15 protein-coding genes are annotated in these 20,268 nt (G+C 39.3%); 3 read left to right on the plus strand and 12 right to left on the minus strand.

The annotated features are described in order from the left end of the window. Positions 1-10 precede the first annotated feature (10 nt). The 11 genes from A4G16_RS08785 to rluC all read right to left on the minus strand — a co-directional run bounded on the left by A4G16_RS08785 (position 11) and on the right by rluC (position 12,762). Positions 11-517, minus strand: coding sequence for a Dps family protein (locus A4G16_RS08785; protein WP_027073562.1), 507 nt, complete (start codon positions 515-517; stop codon positions 11-13). 169 nt (positions 518-686) lie between these two features. Continuing rightward, positions 687-3,089, minus strand: coding sequence for a penicillin-binding protein 1B (mrcB, locus tag A4G16_RS08790; protein WP_165889556.1), 2,403 nt, complete (start codon positions 3,087-3,089; stop codon positions 687-689). Between the two features lie 81 nt (positions 3,090-3,170). Then, positions 3,171-4,028: a 1,4-dihydroxy-2-naphthoyl-CoA synthase gene (gene menB / locus A4G16_RS08795; RefSeq protein ID WP_165889557.1), complete on the minus strand. Its 858-nt coding sequence runs from the start codon at positions 4,026-4,028 to the stop codon at positions 3,171-3,173. Between the two features lie 175 nt (positions 4,029-4,203). After that, on the minus strand, positions 4,204-6,363 hold the full coding sequence (gene katG, locus A4G16_RS08800) for a catalase/peroxidase HPI (protein WP_165889558.1): 2,160 nt from the start codon (positions 6,361-6,363) through the stop codon (positions 4,204-4,206). 247 nt (positions 6,364-6,610) lie between these two features. After that, a complete protein-coding gene (locus A4G16_RS08805) occupies positions 6,611-6,832 on the minus strand; it encodes a sulfurtransferase TusA family protein (RefSeq protein WP_165889559.1) in 222 nt (73 codons plus the stop codon). Positions 6,833-6,851: 19 nt separating this feature from the next. Then, positions 6,852-7,880, minus strand: coding sequence for a YeeE/YedE family protein (locus tag A4G16_RS08810; protein ID WP_165889560.1), 1,029 nt, complete (start codon positions 7,878-7,880; stop codon positions 6,852-6,854). Positions 7,881-7,975: 95 nt separating this feature from the next. Then, positions 7,976-9,310, minus strand: a complete 1,335-nt coding sequence (locus tag A4G16_RS08815; protein WP_165889561.1) for a cation:proton antiporter — start codon at positions 9,308-9,310, stop codon at positions 7,976-7,978. Positions 9,311-9,391: 81 nt separating this feature from the next. Continuing rightward, the gene (gene dapE / locus A4G16_RS08820; protein WP_165889562.1) at positions 9,392-10,540 is read right to left on the minus strand and encodes a succinyl-diaminopimelate desuccinylase; all 1,149 of its coding nucleotides are present in this window, start codon (positions 10,538-10,540) and stop codon (positions 9,392-9,394) included. A 48-nt stretch (positions 10,541-10,588) separates the two neighbouring features. After that, positions 10,589-10,939: an ArsC family reductase gene (locus tag A4G16_RS08825; protein WP_165889563.1), complete on the minus strand. Its 351-nt coding sequence runs from the start codon at positions 10,937-10,939 to the stop codon at positions 10,589-10,591. A 13-nt stretch (positions 10,940-10,952) separates the two neighbouring features. Beyond that, a complete protein-coding gene (folP, locus tag A4G16_RS08830; RefSeq protein ID WP_042802726.1) occupies positions 10,953-11,801 on the minus strand; it encodes a dihydropteroate synthase in 849 nt (282 codons plus the stop codon). A 1-nt stretch (position 11,802) separates the two neighbouring features. Further along, complete coding sequence (rluC, locus tag A4G16_RS08835) at positions 11,803-12,762, minus strand: 23S rRNA pseudouridine(955/2504/2580) synthase RluC (RefSeq protein ID WP_165889564.1); 960 nt, start codon at positions 12,760-12,762, stop codon at positions 11,803-11,805. Positions 12,763-13,145: 383 nt separating this feature from the next. Between rluC and A4G16_RS08840 the strand changes: the two genes are divergently transcribed. The 3 genes from A4G16_RS08840 (at position 13,146) to rraA (ending at position 17,110) form a co-directional block, all read left to right on the plus strand. Then, positions 13,146-15,464, plus strand: coding sequence for a TonB-dependent receptor plug domain-containing protein (locus tag A4G16_RS08840; protein ID WP_237052414.1), 2,319 nt, complete (start codon positions 13,146-13,148; stop codon positions 15,462-15,464). Positions 15,465-15,619: 155 nt separating this feature from the next. Next, positions 15,620-16,525 (plus strand): mechanosensitive ion channel family protein, encoded by a 906-nt coding sequence (locus tag A4G16_RS08845; RefSeq protein WP_165889566.1) that lies wholly within the window; start codon positions 15,620-15,622, stop codon positions 16,523-16,525. An 87-nt stretch (positions 16,526-16,612) separates the two neighbouring features. Then, positions 16,613-17,110: a ribonuclease E activity regulator RraA gene (rraA, locus tag A4G16_RS08850; protein WP_027073549.1), complete on the plus strand. Its 498-nt coding sequence runs from the start codon at positions 16,613-16,615 to the stop codon at positions 17,108-17,110. A gap of 59 nt (positions 17,111-17,169) precedes the next feature. On the opposite strand, the gene ptrA is transcribed toward rraA, so the two are convergent. Then, positions 17,170-20,118 carry a pitrilysin gene (ptrA, locus tag A4G16_RS08855; protein ID WP_165889567.1) on the minus strand — a complete coding sequence of 983 codons (2,949 nt, stop codon included), beginning with the start codon at positions 20,116-20,118 and terminating at the stop codon, positions 17,170-17,172. Between the last annotated feature and the right edge of the window lie 150 nt (positions 20,119-20,268).

A 20,268-nucleotide genomic window follows, 5' to 3' on the forward strand; every position in this document is an offset into this window, starting at 1 on the left:
TTATTGCAAATTAGTTACAAGAGCAACCTTTTGAGTAATCTGAACATTCTGCACAAGCTGCAGTGAACATCCATACTAATTTTTCCTGCTCTTTGATGTAGTCACTCATTTGAGAAGCAGTACCTTCATCATTCGCATCATTTGCAAGGTTAAGAATTTCACGTTGCTGTGCAAGCAAAGTTTTGAAACCGTCTAAAGTACCGCGTAAACACTCTTGAGCGGCTGAAACGCCGATATGTTCTTTAATTTTTGATTGTGTTAAATATTGGCTGAATGCATTGTTTGGTGTATGGCCTAAAGTTAAAATACGTTCTGCAATTTCATCTACTTTAGCGACTAAATCATCATAAATTTCTTCAAACTTTGCGTGTAATTCAAAGAAATTCACGCCACGAACATTCCAGTGATAACCACGTACATTTGTATAAAACACCTGATAAGTTGCTAATAAACCGTTTAACTCATCTGCTAATTTTTTTGCGACTTCTCTATCTAAACCGATATTTGACATTGCCATAATATGTTCCTCTTATCTTATAGTTAAATTGAAATTAAGCCTCTGCTTAATTTGTATTGCTATATTACTGCGCCAAACTTCAAATAGCAAATGATTATAATATATACGCTTGATAATTAAAATCAATTAACTATAAACATTCAAATGATAATAACTATTAAATTTATTCCTATTCTTTTGGTGCAACTTCCTCACTAGGAATATTCTGCTGCCCCTCGGCCTCATCAGCTTTAGGATTTAAGTTATTTTCTTTTTTAAGTGAAAGCGCATCCCATACACTTGGTTTCTCAGAGGCGATCACCGTACCGCTACTGGTACAGTAACGCTGCCCTCTATCACGCCATACCGGAATTTGCCGTCCACTATCGCAGTTCCAGCTACCGTAACTGTTAATACCTACCCATTGAATTGTGTTTAATTTCGGTAATTTATAAGCTTGAGGTAATGCTCTTTCAAGATATTGTTTATACACATATAAAGCACCGCTTGAGCCGGTTAAGTTAGTATCACCATTATTATCTTTACCCAGCCATACAGTAGTAACATGCTCGCCATCAATACCAACAAACCAAGTATCACGGGCATTATTGGTTGTCCCTGTTTTACCTGCTAATTTTAATTTAACAAAATCATTTTGCAGACTACGGGCTGTACCTCGCTCAACCACCTGTTGCATTGCATACATTGTTTGTACCGCTGCTTCAGGTGGAAGCACTTGCTCACTTACTTTTTGAGCATCACGCTGATAGAACATTTCCCCGTTATGCGAAATAATCGCCTCAATGGTGGTTAATGGTGTTTTTAACCCTTCATTGGCAATCACCTGATATGAACGTGTGACATCATAAGGGGAAATAGAATAAGCCCCGAGCAATGTGGATGGATAAGCGGGAATTTCTGCATTGTCCCAGCCCATCTCTTTTTGCTTGGCTATCACTTTTTTCAAGCCCACTTTCATCCCAATATTCACTGTTGGGATATTCAACGAACGCACCAAGGCATCCATAAACATTACCGAACCACTAAAGCTGCGGTCATAGTTTCGCGGTGTCCAGTAGTTTGATCCCACTTTAATCGAAATCTGTTTATTTTGAATCGGCGTATTCAGACGAAATAATTCAGGTTGAGCCAATGCAATCGCGTAAATCGAAGGCTTAACCAAAGAACCGATTTGACGTTTTGACTGAATCGCACGATTAAAGCCGGCAAATTGAGTTAAGCGGTCACCCACAATTGCTCTAACCTTACCGGTACGATACTCTGCCACTACAATGGCTGATTGCAGATCCGTCACTTTTTTATCTTTATTTTCCAGATCTTCTAACCCTGTGATCACCGCTTGTTCAGCGGAACGTTGCTGTTTACGGTCAAGGGTTGTAAAAATCTTTGTACCGGATAATTGTGCAGACTTTACCTCTCCCAGCTCATTTTTCAGATCAAGTGCTAACGCCTGCATAAATGCGGGCTGTTCACGATAAATCGTACCTTTTTCACGCATATTAAGCGGACGCATACTTAAAATATCGTAAATTTCTTGGTTAATCACTTGATGGTCTAGCAATAAACGCAGCACTACATTTCGTCGCTCAATTGCTCCTTGCGGGTTTCGCCATGGATTATAAAGTGATGGACCTTTTACCATTCCCACTAACAACGCAATTTGGTCTAAACTGATCTCTTGAATCGGGCGGCCAAAATAGAACTGACTTGCCAAAGCAAAACCGTGAATTTGGTAACTACCGTTTTGCCCTAAATAAATCTCATTTAAGTAGGTTTCCAAAATGCGGTTTTTATCGTAACGGAAGTCCAAAATCACTGACATCAAGGCTTCGTTGATTTTACGTACCAATGAACGCTCATTGGTTAAAAACAGATTTTTAACCAATTGCTGAGTTAACGTACTACCACCCTGCACCGTTCTACCAGCTTGATAATTGGTAATTAAAGCACGAGCAATACCAATCGGGCTGATACCATCGTGCTGATAAAAACGTCTGTCTTCGGTTAAAATCAACGATTCAATTAACAAACGAGGGTATTCTTGCAAACGTAATGCCTGACGTTCCTCATCGCTATCAGAATGCAACATTGCAAGTAATTTCGGATCTAAACGGAATTCTTCAATTAGCTTGCCTTGTACTAAATCTTCGATATAAGTTAATTTGTCATCTTTAAATGTTAAACGCAGTACACGTTGAGACTCCGGTGTTTCCGGAAAGGGGAAAGCACGGCGTAACAGCACCAAACGATTTTCTTCAATTTTGAAATCCCCTGGTGTTGCCACTTGTGATACTTGGCGATAGCCATTATCCAGCAGCGCCTGCTTAGCTTGCTCAAGTGTTAAGTTATCTTCAATTTTAATGCTTTCGATACGAGCATACACTTCAGCAGGTAATTCCCATACCTGCCCATCCATTTTGCTGCGGATTTTTCCGTCTAAATAAATCCCATAAAAAGCGATACTACAAGCTCCAATCAGCCCAAGCTTTAGTAAAGTAGAGAAAAAATAGCTTCGCTTTTTTGACTTATGCTCTGATTCTTGGCTCTGTTCGTTTAACTCAACGTCTGACATAAAATTAACTTAAATATAGAAAAATAAGCGGTCAGATTTTGCAAAAAATTAGTAAAAATCGACCGCTTGTATTAGCGTAAATTACGGATTACGGCGGAATTTGCTGAAGTCCGGCTCACGTTTTTCATTAAAAGCGTTGCGACCTTCCTGACCTTCTTCCGTCATATAGAACAACATTGTGGCATTCCCTGCTAATTCTTGAAGACCGGCTTGTCCGTCACAATCTGCATTTAATGCAGCTTTTAAGCACCGTAAAGCAATCGGGCTGTTTTGCAGCATTTCACGACACCAACGCACAGTTTCTTTTTCTAAATCCGCATAAGGTACAACAGTATTCACTAACCCCATATCTAAGGCTTCTTGTGCGTTATATTGACGGCATAAGAACCAAATTTCGCGAGCCTTTTTCTGACCAACGATGCGAGCCATATAGCTTGCCCCCCAGCCACCATCAAACGATCCTACTTTCGGGCCGGTTTGACCAAATTTAGCATTATCTGCCGCAATGGTTAAATCACATAACATATGCAGAACATGCCCACCACCGATAGCATAACCAGCCACCATTGCCACCACTGGTTTCGGGCAAGAACGGATATCACGTTGGAAATCCAGCACATTTAAGTGATGCACACCGCTATCATCTTTATAACCGCCGTAGTCGCCTCTCACTTTTTGGTCACCACCAGCACAGAAAGCGTATTCCCCTTCACCGGTTAATACGATTACACCGATTTTTTCATCAAAACGTGCATCAGAAAACGCTTGAATCATCTCTTTTACTGTATGTGGACGAAAAGCATTACGCACTTCCGGGCGATTAATAGTAATTTTAGCAATACCATCTGCCGATTTGTGGTAACGAATATCCGTATAGCCTTCGCTATGATCTGTCCATTCAACCGGCGCATATAAAAACTCTTCACTTGGGTATAGCATGTGCAATTCCTTAAATAAGTAATAAATAAGAGCGATTATAGCGGAATCGGTCACAAAAGAAAAAGGCGAGCAGAATTATTTTCGTGGATTTATAGAGATATATTATTTGATATTTATATAAAAAACAAAACCCTGACGGCTTTTGCCATCAGGGTTTCTTATCTAATCCGTCAGATTATTTTTTCAGATCGTAACGGTCTGCGTTCATCACTTTCACCCACGCATTCACGAAGTCTTTCACGAATTTCTCGTGTGCATCGTCTTGTGCGTAAACTTCTGCGTAAGCACGGAGGATTGAGTTAGAACCGAATACTAAGTCAACGCGTGTCGCAGTGAATTTGGTCTCACCAGATTTGCGATCAACGATGTTATAGCTGTTACGACCTGTTGCTTCCCAACGGTTACTCATATCGACTAAGTTGCGGAAGAAGTCAGTACTTAATACGCCTACACGGTCAGTGAATACGCCGTGTTTGCTGCCACCAAAGTTTGCACCTAATACACGCAAACCACCCACTAATACCGTCATTTCAACTGCAGTTAAGCCCATTAATTGAGCACGGTCTAACAATAACTCTTCCGGTTGTGGTGCGTAGTGACCTTCTTGGAAGTTACGGAAACCATCGTGAACCGGTTTTAAGTATTCGAAGCTTTCTACGTCTGTTTGCTCTTGTAATGCATCGCCACGGCCTGCTGCGAATGGAACAGTGATGTTCACACCTGCTGCTTTCGCTGCTTGTTCAACCGCAGCTGTACCACCAAGTACGATTAAGTCTGCGATAGATACATTGGTTTCAGCAGATAATTTCTCATACACTGCTAATACTTTCGCTAAACGCTCAGGTTCGTTGCCGATCCAGTCTTTTTGTGGAGCAAGACGGATACGTGCACCGTTTGCACCACCACGGTAGTCTGATTGACGGAAGGTACGAGCAGAATCCCATGCAGTTGCGATTAACTCTTGTGAAGTTAAGCCGCTTGCTAAGATTTTTGCTTTTAAGCCTTCGATTTCAGCTTCGTTTGGAACGTGTTTTGGTGCCGGAATCGGATCTTGCCAGATTAAATCTTCACTTGGTACTAATGGACCGATGTAGCGAGATTTTGGCCCCATATCACGGTGAGTTAATTTAAACCACGCACGAGCAAACGCATCATCAAATGCCGCTTGGTCGTCACGGAAACGCTCAGAAATTTTGCGGTACTCTGGGTCTTTAATTAACGCCATATCACCATCGTTCATCGTAATTTTACGTTTGATTGATGGATCGTTTTGGTCGCACGGCATATCTTCCGGATCCATTTCAGTTGGTTCCCACTGTTTTGCACCAGCTGGTGAGCGAACGATTTCAAATTTGTCTTCGTATTTGAAGAGTAATTTGAAGAACTCGTTGTCCCAACGGTTTGGGTTAGTTGTCCACGCACCTTCAATACCAGACGTCATTTTACCCGGAGCGGTGGTTGCCCAACCTAAACCTTGCTCTGTTAAATCTGCTGCTTCTGGCTCTGCACCTACAGTACCTTTGTAGTTACCGTGTTGTTTACCGATAGTGTGGCCACCTGCCACTAATGCAACGGTTTCTTCGTTGTTCATACCCATTGCTTTGAAAGTGATTTTCATATCACGGGCAGTTTTGATTGGATCTGGGTTGCCGTCCACACCTTCTGGGTTGATGTAGATTAAGCCCATCATTACTGCGGCTAATGGGTTTTCTAATTCACGGTCACCTGACCAACGGCTGCCTTCTGAACCGGTTGGTGCTAACCACTCTTTCTCAGAACCCCAGTAAACGTCTTTTTCAGGATGCCAAATGTCTTCACGACCAAAAGAGAAACCGAAGGTTTTTAAACCCGCTGCTTCGTAACCCATCGTACCAGCTAAGATGATTAAGTCAGCCCAAGAGATTTTGTTACCATATTTTAATTTGATTGGTTGTAATAAACGGCGAGCTTTATCTAAGCTTGCGTTATCTGGCCAGCTTGCTAATGGCGCAAAACGGATGTTACCAGTGTTACCACCACCACGACCATCAGCCGCACGGTAAGAACCTGCTGAGTGCCACGCTAAACGAGCCATTAAACCACCGTAGTAACCGTGGTCTGCAGGCCACCAGTCTTGGCTGTCACGTAATACTGCTTCAATATCTTTTTTCAACGCTTCAACGTCTAATTTTTTCAACTCTTCTGCATAGTTGAAGTCTTCACCTAATGGGTTCACTTTTTTATCGTGTTGGTGAAGAATGTCTAAGTTTAAGGCTTTTGGCCACCAAGCCATAGGACCTTGTTGATCGGAGGTTACGCTACCATGGAATGGGCAGCCAGCTGTTTGTTCTTTCATTGAATTGTCCTTTTAAAATATAGGTTTTATCGAAAAGAGAATTATTGTAACTTCAATAGAGGATAGCTATTGTGTCGCTAATTATATGAGGAATTTTTATTTGGCAAAAGTGATTAATATTTATTATTTTAATTGTCAATAACAATTAAAAGGAAGATATCTGAATCAGCAGGGCTAAAAATCATTAACGCCAGCTAGGCTAGTGGCGTTAATGTTGTTAATAATATATTTACTTTACTGAGGATTGTTACTTCACAACTGTAATTTCCCATAATGCATTGCCAATTTGCTGATAATCCGTTACATCATAGCCTTCTTCCTCTGCCCAGTTTGGGATCGCTTCTGTTGCTTGAGTACAGTCAAATTCAATGGTTAAACTATCGCCTTTATTTAACTTAGCCATTGCTGCTTTTGCTTCAACTAATGGAAAAGGGCAAACCAGACCTGATGCAGGTAAGCGAATATTCATAATATACTCCTCTAAAAAATTAACCTTTTAAACGTTGTGGGCGAATAATGGTGAAATAAGCGCCAACAGATGTACCTAAAATCATTATCGGTAATGAGAGCCAACCTTGCCATGAGAAAAAAGCAGTTTCTACTAAACCATTACCAATAGAACAGCCTCCGGCAAGACTCGCACCAATTCCCATTAATGCACCACCTCCCGCACTACGTAACATTGTGGTTGCATCTGGTACTCTGAAACGGAATTCATTTGATAATTTTGCGGCAACAAACGAACCAATCAGAATGCCAAAAACTAAAAATACACCCCAATTAATAAATTTATCATCACCAAAAACAAAATATTGAATAACATTTGCACTTGGTGTGGTGATCCCTAAACCGAAATTTCTACCTGCTAAATTACTAAGCGGCCAAGCCAGTAATGCAATTAAGCCGACTAAAATAGCCGTTACAAACGGATGCCAACGTTTTTCAAACAGAATATGGGCCAATCCTGTTTTACGAGGTTTTAACGCAATAGTTTTACCTTTTGGCTTTTTTAAATGGCGGATTGCCAGAACTAAAGTAACCGCTGTTAAAATAAAAACTAAAACCCAAGGGGAAATTCCTAATGTTTCATGAATAGTACGTTGTTCAATTACATTACTTTTTAAACCTTGATTTAACGGTGCTAATACCCCGGTTCGCATAGAAGCAGAAAATAGTCCATAGATAATTAATGCTACCCAGCTTCCAATTAACCCTTCACCGGCACGATACCAAGTACCTGTTGCACAACCACCAGCATAAACAATTCCTATACCGAATAAAAAAGCACCGATAATTACTGCCAATAGAGGTAAATTTTCTGCCGGTGAAGTAAATGAACCGGCTTCATACAATACCCAAATCCCGATAGACTGAACAGTAATGGCAATTAATAATGCCACAAACATACGGTTATTTTTGGTAACATAAAGATCACGAAATGCCCCTGTAATACAGAATCTGCCTCGCTGCATCACAAAACCAAGCAAGAAACCGCATAAAAGTCCTGTTAATAACATAAAAAATACCTCTCAAATTAATGAAGAGGTATTTAAATATAAAGAGAAGTTAATCACCAATAATCTTTAGTAAAATGATAGTGTATTTAGTTATATCAAATATGTGGGATAAAATCGTCCGGTCCACCCAGTTTATTGAATGCAACTCTTCTTGGGTCAGCTAATTTCGATTTTTTAATCATTGGCTCAACCGTAGAACCTTGTACCAGAATCGAGAATGTAACGACTGAATAGGTCATTAATAAGATTAAATCTCGAACATCAATATTGCCTTCTGAGCTTGAAATCATGACTGACCCCGTAGGTACAGCCAGAGCCATAGCTAAACCTAAGCCGCCACGCAATCCACCCCATGTCATAATTTTCAGAGTATAAGGATTATAAGTACGGAACCGTTTCAATACTTGGAATGGGATCCACAAACTCACATAACGAGATAATAAACAAATTGGAATCGCAGCCAACATAAGCACGCCACCAATCCAAGTAAAATCAACTAATAACGTACTTAGTCCAATTAACAAGAATAAGAGGTAGTTTAACGAGTGGTCTATCATTTCCCAAAAATGGTCAAGATATTTCTGACTTTGTTCTGAAAATCCGGTACGGCGAGTCCAGTTACCAATCATAATTCCTGCTACTACCATGGTTAAAGCCCCTGAAACGTGCAAATAGTTTGCCATTACAAAGCCAACTGTTGGAATAGTCAAAGTAATCAAGATTTCTAAGCTTCCATCATCGGTAGCAGAAATAAATTTATGAGCCACATAGCCTGTAATCAGACCAAACACAATACCGCCAACTGCTTCTTGTAAGAATAACTGGGTAATTCCTCCTACAGTTGGCTCTTGTCCGCCAAAAGCGACGGCAAACACAGTTGTAAAAATTACTAAGCCGATACCATCATTGAATAAAGATTCTCCCTCCACGTGCATAGAAAGGCGTTTCGGGGCTTTCAAGCTTTTGATGATCGCAAGCACCGCAATCGGGTCGGTTGGTGAAATTAATGCTCCGAATAATAAACAATAAACAAAGCCAATCTCCAAACCACACAGCATTGCTAAACCATACACCAAACCACCAATCATAAAGGTTGAGGCTAGAGTGGAAAATAATGCATAAACGGCAATTTCCCTACGTTGCTCTTTCATTAAAGGCAATTTAATGCCAAGTGAACCAGCAAAAAGTAAGAAGCCAAGCATTCCGTTTAATAAGAAGCTTTTAAAATCAAGTTGTTGATAAATTGAGGTGGCGAGTTGTTCAACTTTGAACCAGCCTAGAGAACCAAAAGTGAGAATAAGGAGAGAACCGATAAGGGCGGAGGCAGTAATTGCAATGGTTATTTGAATGTTTTCATTAAGTTTCCTTGTAACAAACGAAATAAACATTGCAAGCCCGAACAGCAAACAAATATAAGAATAGAGTTGCATAAGATTTACCTTTAAATATTAAAATAGAAAACTGGTGATAGTTTAATCCTCGTTTAACAAAATAGCTACAGAAATATAAACCTATTCACCGTTTAATAAATTTTCTAATATTTGGTAATAAATCTCTCCACAGTTAGCCAGATCTTCTACACTTACACACTCATCTACTTTATGAATTGTCGCATTCAAAGGCCCAAACTCTACTACTTCTGCCCCCATTAAGGCGATAAAACGTCCATCTGAAGTACCGCCACCGGTATCTAGTCGAGGCGTAATTTTTGTCACATTTTCGACCGCTTGTACGGCAGCCTCAACCAATTTTCCATCTCCGGCAAGGAAAGGTTTGCCCGATAAATTCCAGCTAATACGATATTTTAAGCCATGTCTTTCTAACATTTCCGTAACCTTAGCTTTAATGCTCTCATCTGTCACTTCAGTGCAATAACGTAAATTAAATTGCACATAAAGCTCGCCCGGAATCACATTATTGCTGCCTGTGCCAGCTTTGATATTCGCCACTTGAAGACTGGTCGGCGGAAAAAATTCATTGCCGTTATCCCATTGGTAGCTCGTGAGTTCTGTTAAAAAGCCTAAAGCCGTATGCACTGGATTTTCCGCAAGGTGTGGATAAGCTACATGACCTTGAATCCCTTCGATATATAAATCAGCCGTAATCGAACCACGGCGACCGTTTTTAAGTATATCGCCCAATACTTTACCGCAAGAAGGCTCCCCCACCACACAGTAATGGATGGTTTCATTACGAGCCATTAAAGTTTCCACCACTTTTACCGTACCGTCTTTAGCAGCCGCCTCTTCATCGGAAGTAATCAACAATGCCACTTTGCCTTTGTGATTTGGGTTATTTTTCACAAAATGCTCTGCCGCTACAACCAAGGCTGCCAGCGAGCCTTTCATATCTGCAGCACCACGTCCGTATAAAACATTATCCACAATGTGAGCAGAAAACGGAGGATAAGTCCATTGGCTCTCCGTCCCCACAGGCACGACATCGGTATGCCCTGCAAAAGCAACACAAGGCTCGGCCTCACCATTTTCTATTCCATGAGTTGCCCATAAATTCAAAGTGTCACCAAAAGGCAACCACTCAAGGGTAAACCCCACTTTTTCCAACCGTTCGGCAATTTCTTGTTGGCAGCCCTTGTCTTGAGGGCTGATAGAATCACGGCGGATCAAATTTTGTGCAAGGGAGATAATTTCGTTTTTCATAAGATTACAAGCGGTTATTTTTGGTTAATTTTTTGCAAATAAGGAAATTTAACGAGCAAAAGCCGCTTGGTATTCCTTCTCATTAAACCCAAGCAAGGCAATTTCATTTTGAATCACAATCGGACGCTTAATCAACGTAGGTTGTTCGGTTATAACCTTTAATGCCGTTTCACGGTTCAAATTATTTTTCAGCTCATCATCTAAATTTCGCCAAGTTGTGCTGCGTTTATTGACTAAATTTTCCCAACCGAACGTAGCCTCCATTTCTACCAACCAATCAGCATTTAAGCCATCTACACGGTAATCGTGCAGTTGAGGTTGTTGGTTATTCTCTTCCAGCCATTTCAAGGCTTTTTTCACCGTATCACAATTTTTAATGCCATAAACTAAAGTTGTCATCTATTTCCTCTCTTTAATTATCTGATTCTAACATTGCCTGCCAAATTTTAAGAGCATCAGCGGTTTCAGCAACATCATGAACCCGTAAGATTTTCGCCCCATTTTGAGCAGCCAATAATGCTCCTGCTACCGAGCCAATCACTCGCTGCTCAACAGGCTTATCCAACACAGAGCCAATCATTGATTTTCGTGAAAGCCCGGCTAGTACAGGGAACCCGGAGTCTACGAAGGCTTTAAGGTGTTTTAATAACTGGTAGTTGTGGCGAACCGTTTTGCCAAAGCCAAAACCGGGGTCTAAGATAATATGCTCTTTGGGAATACCTGCGTTGATACAGGCAAAAATTCGCTGATTTAAAAAATCCGCTACCTCTTCTAATACATCATCATACTCAGGTTTTTGCTGCATAGTTTGCGGATTGCCCTGCATGTGCATTAAACAGACCGGCAACCCTAATTCAACAGCAGTTTCCAATGCATTCGGTTCGGTTAATGAGCGAATATCATTAATGATATCCATCCCCACAAGTGCGGCTTGCTTAAACACTTCCGCCTTAGAACTATCCACCGAAATTAAGCAATCAAAACGGGAACGCACCGCTTCTACCACAGGCACAACCCGCTCTAACTCTTGATCAAGGGTAACAATTTCCGCATTCGGGCGTGTAGATTCCCCACCAATATCAATAATGCTTGCTCCCTCTTTTAGCATTTTTTCCGCTTGAAAGAGGGCTTTATCTAGCGAAAAAAACTGACCCGAATCAGAAAAAGAATCAGGCGTAAAGTTTAAAATCCCCATAATTTGTGGCTGGGTCAAATCTAACAAGCGGTCATTTTTTTGCAGATTTTTGAAATGGATTTTCATCTTACTTCTCCACTCTTAATTTCGCCAACACACTCTTGAGAGTTTTATCAAGTGGTGCAGTAATCACCATTTCTTCCCCATTTTTCGGGTGTTCGAAGCGGATGGAATAGGCATGTAGAAACAGACGGTGTAAGCCGGCTGCTTTCATTTTGCTGTCGAATTCGCTATCACCATATTTATCGTCCAACGCGATAGGGTGGCCGGCGTATTGGGTATGCACACGAATTTGGTGAGTCCGCCCTGTTACCGGAGATGCTTTGACTAAAGTGGCATTTGCATAGCGTTCTTCAATACTAAAACGGGTTTCAGAAGGTTTACCCTCCTCGCTCACTCGCACAATGCGTTCGCCGCTCGCTAACTCATTTTTCAATAGTGGAGCTTTAATCACTTTAGTATGTGCCTGCCATTGCCCTCGCACCAATGCCAAGTAATCTTTTTGTACTACCTTTTCACGTAGTTGTTCGTGTAGGCTACGAAGTGCCGAGCGTTTTTTTGCCACCAATAAAATACCGGAAGTATCGCGGTCAATACGGTGAACCAGCTCTAAAAAACGGGCTTGTGGACGCAACGCTCGTAAAGCCTCAATCACACCAAAGCTTAAGCCACTGCCGCCATGCACCGCAATGCCCGATGGCTTGTTGATCACAAGCAGCACTTCGTCCTCATATAAAATTTGCGCTTCCAACTCCGCGACTTTATTAAGTTTTGTAGAAATTTGTGGCTCATTTTTTTCCGCTACACGTACAGGAGGAACACGTACAATATCTCCCGTCTGTAATTTATATTCCGGCTTGATTCTCCCTTTGTTTACCCGCACTTCGCCTTTACGCACAATACGATAAATCAAACTTTTCGGTACACCTTTAAGCTTGGCTAATAAAAAATTATCTAAACGTTGTCCGGCCTCATCTTCACTTATCGTAAAAAATTGAACACCGGCACTAATTACTTTTTCTGTCATTGTTTTTTACTTTTTTCTTAAAAATTCTATGAATTCTAACACAATACCATTAATTAAAAGACTACAAGCGGTTAAATTCTGTTAGGAATTTACATCTTGAACAAAAATAGTCTATCTTGCAAACAAAACCCCAATAGCCACAAAAAATTTATTGAATTATTTTATCCCTTATCTAAAATACACAGCGAATACCCACAATATAAACAAGGCTTAAAATGAAATTAGTAAAAATTACCCTACCTGTGTTAGCCTGTCTAGTGAGTGCCAAACTCTATGCAGAGATAGAACTTGATACCGTTCATGTTAAAGCAAATATGCCTTTTGCAGGTAAATATCATATCAATCAAAAAAATTTGGCAAATAAGCTGCAAGCTAATTCAAATATTAGCGACGTACTTACATATTTACCATCACTCCGAGTTTCCAATAACAAAAACGGGAATACATTAGGAGAAATTGCCCCACAAAATATCTCATTTCATGGTGAGCGTTATTACAATAATAATTTTATGATAAATGGCTTGGGAATTAATGACAATGTGAATCCTATCGGCTTGGGTGAAGATTCATTATTAGCATCTGATATGACTAAAACGATTGATTCTCAATATATGCCTGCAGGGCATCCTCAAGCATTTTGGTTGAGTACCGATCTAGTTGATACGTTAGAGGTTTATGACCGTAATGTGCCTAGCCAATATGGAAACTTTACCGGCGGGGTAGTGAATGCAAAATTAAAAGAACCTGATTTCAAACGCGCATCCGGTTCTGTATCTTACCGAACAACCCGAGATGCTTGGACTAAATTCCACCTGGAAGGGCAGTATAAAAATGAATTTTATCGTGCTAATTCACCTTTATTACAACCTAAATTTACTAAGCACGAATATAGCATTCAGTTAAATCAACCGCTGACAGATCATTCCGGATTACTTTTCGCTTATAGTCGCCAGCAAAGTTCTGTTCCTCAGCATCAACAATATTTGCACAAATGGACTAATCGCTATCGTCGTAACGAAACGTTATTTGCAAGTTATAAAAATGAATTAAATGAGAATAACCGTTTAACTATTAATGGAATTTACTCTACTCATCAAGCAGATGAATATCTGGAAAACGCAGTAGATGGTCGTTTTAGATTAAGTGGCGGTGGTTTTTTAACTAATATTAAATGGGAGAATTATAACGATCTTGGCTTACTCACTAGCGAGTTAGCTTATCGAAATAACCGAAATCAAACGAAATACGATTCAGATACGCTTTACCGTTATACTAAAACCAAAAGTATTGATTGGATTTCTGATCCAAATACAGGAGAAGCGACAAAAGGTGGTATCGGTAAACGTTATACTCAGCAACAAAGTTTGCAGCTAAAACAAAATCTAGATTTCAATAAATTTGAAATCGGCAGCACTATTCATGAAATGAGTGCCGGTTGGGAATGGCAACAAAATACATCGAGATTAAAGCAACCTAAACTTGCAAAGCAGTACACCGGAGCTGCTGACTATTATGAAGACGAGATGTTCAAGAATGAAAACTGTACATATTGTATTCCCAAAGAACAATATTTCAAATATAGGATTCATTACTTACCGATAGATGGAAAGGTGAAACATAACCGTATAGCATCATATTTACAAGATAAAATAGTGTGGAATAACTTCACTTTTGTGCCGGGCGTACGGTTTGACTACACGCAATTTACCCGTAAGTGGAACATTGCTCCAAGAAGTTATATTGATTATAACCTGTTAGGTAAAGACCAAACTCATCTTATCGCTGGTTTCAATCGCTACTACGCAGGAGATTTAGTTGATTATAAATTACGTTCTTCATTTAATTTTGAAGATACATATAGTAGAAAATCCTACAATAGCCCTTGGGAGCTGGACAAATCCACCTTACATATTGCCTATAAAGGAAGTAAACTTAAAACACCTTATAGCGATGAGATTAATGCCGGAATCAGTCAAAAAATTTCAAATAGCTTATGGACATTCAAATGGGTGCAACGCAACAGCAAAGATCAGTTTATGACCCAAATTGATTCTGATATAAAACCCCAACAACGTTGGCTATCTAATTCAGGACGAAGTAAACATAATACCTTTAGTTTAGAAATAGAAAGTATCGAACCTATCGATTTGTCTTTTATGGCTCTTAAATGGCAATTCGGTGTTGCTTTGAATAAGAGTAAAACTAATCAAACAAATGATTACACCCAGCGAGATTGGAAAGATTACGGCATAACTAAAATGCTTCATAAAGATAAATTACAATCAATTGAATATCTTCCTGCAAGAAACTTCAATACTCCTTGGAAAGGCTATTTACAGTTAGAAAGTTATTTTCCATCACTCAATTTAAACTGGGTACAGCGTATTAATTATGAATCATCTAGTAAAGATTATACCTTTAAAGGTTTTAGATGTACTTCTGAAAAATCGGTATGTAACAACTATGAGGGATTGGTTGCTCGTGTATATGAAACAGCAAAACCAAGCCACACTACGCTTGACTGGTTCTTTAATTGGAAAAAAGAACTAGGGCAACATAAAGCATTTTCAGTTAATGTAAGTGTACTTAATGTGCTTAATCGTAAGTTACTCGCAAATAAGATCACGACAGATGATGAAAATTATTACCAAACATACCGAGCCGGTAGACAATTTTGGCTCGGTGCAAAATATGAGTGGTAATTACCATTCTTGCAAAGTTTTGTAATAAAAGATTTATTTTAGTGCCGTACTAATTATAATTCCATTGTATTAATTCATATTTAATACAATGGAATTATTTCTTTCCAGCCTCAGCTATTACGTTGAGAAAATATCAACTTTTTAAGGAAAATAAAATGTCAGCAGAAAAAGCTACTGAAACTACACCAAATATCAATGTTGTTGCTGAAACAGAAAAAGTGATCAATAAAGTCAGCAATATGGATTTCAACACTATACTCAATGAGTGGATTATCCCTTACGGCACAAAAATCGTCCTTGCGATCGTGATTTTTGCAGTGGGTAAATTCTTAGCACGAATTATCAGTAATTTATTAGGTAAAGCCGCATTAAAATCGACTAAAGATGAGATGCTACAAAGTTTTATTTCATCTATAAGCTATTTCTTACTGCTTTTAATTGTAGTAATTGCCTCACTCTCGCAATTAGGTATTAATACCAGCTCACTTGTCGCATTAATCGGTGCAGCAGGCTTGGCGATCGGTTTATCTCTGCAAAACTCGCTACAAAACTTTGCTGCAGGCGTGATGCTTTTAATTTTCAAACCATTCCGTAAAGGCGATTTAATTGAAACAGGTGGAATGAGTGGTGTGGTAGAACAAATGGGACTTTTAGTGTTAGAACTTCGCACTGGAGATAATAAAACTGTGTTGTTACCGAACAGCAAAGTGTTCTCTGATAGCATTGTGAATTACTCAAATAATCCAACCCGACGAATTGATTTTACCTTTGATATCTCTTATGAATCAAATTTAAAAGAGGCAAAAGAGATTCTGCAACATATCTTAGAAACAAATACTTATGTATTAAAAGATCCTGCTCCGGTAATTGCTGTAGGTGCTTTAGCCCCACATAGCGTACAATTAGTGGCTCGCCCTTGGGTACAAACACCTAATTATTGGCCAGCTTATTGGGAAATTATTGAACAGGTAAAATTAGAATTTAGTAATGCCGGCGTATCCATTCCTTACAACCAAATGGAATTGCATATTAAAAGTGGTGCCCTTGAGACTAAAGATTAAAACAAGCGGTCGTTTTTAGATAAAATTTTGCAAATTCTAAGCGAAGGTTTATACTCTTACAAAACGAGTTGAAAACAGGAGCATATTATGCGTATTGATACCTCTGAACTGTGCGATCTTTATTCTGATCAAGTTGATGTTGTTGAACCGATTTTCTCCAGCTTTGGCGGTGCGTCATCTTTCTTCGGTAAGATCACAACGGTCAAGTGTTTTGAAAGTAACGGCTTAATAGCAGAAGTATTGGAAGAAGACGGCGAAGGGCGAGTGTTATTAGTTGATGGCGGTGGTGCCGTTCGTCGTGCATTAATTGATGCGGAATTGGCTCAGCTTGCTGTTGATAACGGCTGGGAAGGCATTATCGTTTATGGTGCGGTTCGCCAACTGGATATTTTGGAAAAATTAGATATCGGTATTCACGCTCTTGCCCCTATTCCGGTAGGTGCAGATAACACAGATGTGGGCGAGGTCGATACACCGGTCAATTTCGGTGGTGTTACTTTCTTCCCGGAAGATTATATTTATGCAGATTTAACCGGCATTATCTTATCACCAGAATTGCTTGATTTAAGCGACATTAATGAATAATCAGCTTTGACATTAGATAAAAAACCGACCATTGGGTCGGTTTTATTTTTAATATCAATTTAGTAATCTTTGATTTCAAACTCACGTTGTAGTTTTTCAATACTTTCAACCTGCTCGAAATCTTTAAACTTAGCAACATCTTCCGCCTTAGTTTTAGTGCCTACTGCTTGGCTGACAAAAACAAAACCTTGCTGATTAATGACTGCTTTTTGATAGAAATCCAGAATATCCGCTTTGGTTAAGTTTTTAGTAAGGGCAATTACTTTCTGCAAGCGGTCAAATTTCTTATTATTTTGACTAAAATCCAACCCAAATTCTGCAAACTCTTCCGCCAGAGATTCCGGTTTATACTGTAATTGCTCCACCAGACTCTCACGATATTTAGCAAACTCTTCATCAGATAAGTTCTCTAACTTTTCCTTGCTTTGTTTAAAGAAGCGTTCATTATGTGTTAAAACACCTGCCGGTGTAGTATTTGGGCTTTGTACCATAAACTGAATACCCGCAGTTTTGCCAATCATTAAATCCGTTGCATAAACCACATAGCCTAATTGTTTATCTGTACGCAAATCGTCAAAATACCAGCGGGAAATAATACTTCTCAATAATCTGGCTCGCACTAATCCCTCTAATTCTGCATAGCCGTTTGGTAAAAATGCCATTAATAAAGCATTATCTTCATTCGGTACTTTTTTAATGAAATTGAGCTTACGCTGACTCTGATGAATATCTACATATTGCCCTGTCGCATTTGCAGATTTTTTGCTTTTTATCACCGCTTGTACTTGGTCTGACAGCGATAAAACTTGCTCGTTAGAAAGATTACCTACCGATAGTAACTTAAAGCCACTTGCCTCATTTAATAATCGATGACGTAGCTTCTGAATATCACCAAGGGTAATTTGATCAATCGCTTTACGCTGTTTATCCATCTCAAAATAAGGGTAGCCGGCAAAACTTTTTAACGCAGCATTTGCTTGATTCAGGCTGTTCTCTTTCTCACTACGATCTAAGGCTTGGTGTAAATGCTGCTTAGCTTGCATCAACATCTCTTCGCTTAATTCAAATTTACTAAATTGCGTAACGCTATCTACAATTAACTTAGGTAAGTTTTGCGTATAGCCATCAGCAGAAACCACTAAGCCATTAGTACCCGGCTGCACCTTTAAATTCATTCCGGCAACAGACGATTGGAAATTAAGCTCAGTTTGAGCCAACTGATTCATATAATTTAAGATAGAAGCTGAAGCTAATGTTTTTAAATCATCTGCGCGAGGATTAACATTAAATACCATACTAATCTGTGCTTTAGGATCGCTGCCAAAATAGGCACTTGGCATCGAATAAACTAAATCACCTTGTTGTTCTCGAATCAACTTCGGCTTCGTTAAGCCTTTTTCAACCTTATTTAACGAAAAATCTGTAGTGAAATATGGGTTAAGAGCAGGCAACTTAAGCGTTGGATTTTGGTTAAAATCCAACCATCTCTGTTTTTGTGCTTCGCTAATTTTGGCAATTGAATAATCTGCCTCAAAATACTGACTTTTCTTATCGGTAACAGCATCATCACTGACTAATAAAATTCTCGCATTTTCAATATTCATGCCTGCTAATTTTTCATTAATAGCTTGCTTATCTATAGTCTCAGTAAGATAGCTTTCATCAATAACATGTTCTAACGGATAATAAAGCATCTGATCGGAAATAAATTCAACAAAGTCCATATTTTTCTCAGACTGTAAATGTTGGAATTTTTGCTTAAGGCTTTCTTTCACTTCGTTGAAATAACTTTCTTGGATCCCCTGCTGTTTAATTTGTTCAATTTGTTGGAAGACCAATGAAATAACCCGATCTTTTTCCGCTAATCCCTTATCGGTTAGCTCAATATAAATCTGAAAAGCACCACGATCGCGCCCAATATTTGCCGTGTTAACCGCCTCAATCTCCCCATCAGATAAGCCTTGTTTAATTAAATAATCAGACAAAGTCCCCTCTGTATTATTATTTAATACATAGGCAAGATATTCGCCGCTTTTATGTTTGAATTGCTGCTCATCATTTGGAAAATCAAAGCCAATTACCAACATTTTGGTCGATTTTACCGGCTTATATTGAATAAATACGGACTTATCTTCCTCACGATATAGAGGCTCTGAGGTCTGTGGAACAGTCAGATTTTTGTTTTCCATTTTGCCCAAGGTTGATGCAGCAAGTTTTGCCAGCTGATCTATCGACTGATTAGAATAGAGTACAACTTTAAACAAATTCGCCGAATAATGCTGTTTATAGAATTGCTCCAGCTCAGTTTGTAATTTGCTATCCGGCTTATCTGACAAGGTTACATTATTACCGACCGCAAATTTAGTCGCAGGATGAGCCGGATTGGAGGTAGCTAAATTTACACTATGCAACAAATGGCCGTCATGCGATTTTGCTCGCACCATTTCCGCATTTACAGCATTCACTTCTTTTTTTGCATTGCTTTCTAATAAGAGTGGGAAGGCAAGTGTATCTGCCATACGAGCTACAGCTTCAGAAAAAGCATCATTATTGACCTGCAGATAGTAAGCAGTTCGATGGGAAGCGGTTGAGGCATTATTCATGCCGCCATTTTTGGTTAAAAAGGCATCTAAACTGTTGGTTTCAGGGTAATTTTTAGATCCCATTAATATCATATGTTCAAGGTAGTGTGCCAGTCCTTGCTGTGAAATAGGATCGTCCATTGAGCCAATAGGAATAATAGCAGACATCAACGATTTATTCGCATTTTCATCGGAAATAAGCAGTACTGTCATGCCATTATCAAGCTTAATCCCTTGATAGATCGCTTTATCATTCGGGCTTTTATTTATGCTTTCTTTAAGTAGTTGAAAACCTAAAGGCTGTTGAGCTTGTTGACTAGCGGTCGTTTTTTCTGGATTTTTTGCGACTTCGGCAAAGGCATTTGGTATGACTAAGTTTGCCGCTAATACCGCTGCAATCAATTTGGTGGAAAGAGATAATTTCATAACGCTCCTTTTAAACTATCACACACTAAAATATAAATATCTTTTGTAAACTCTGACACTCAACTATGAGGAAAATTCTATACGTGCGGCTGAATAATAAGCAATCACTAAAATAAGCGCTTATCAAAGACAACTAGTCAGCAATTATGC

The organism is Mannheimia granulomatis (assembly GCF_011455695.1).
Lineage (GTDB): Bacteria > Pseudomonadota > Gammaproteobacteria > Enterobacterales > Pasteurellaceae > Mannheimia > Mannheimia granulomatis_A.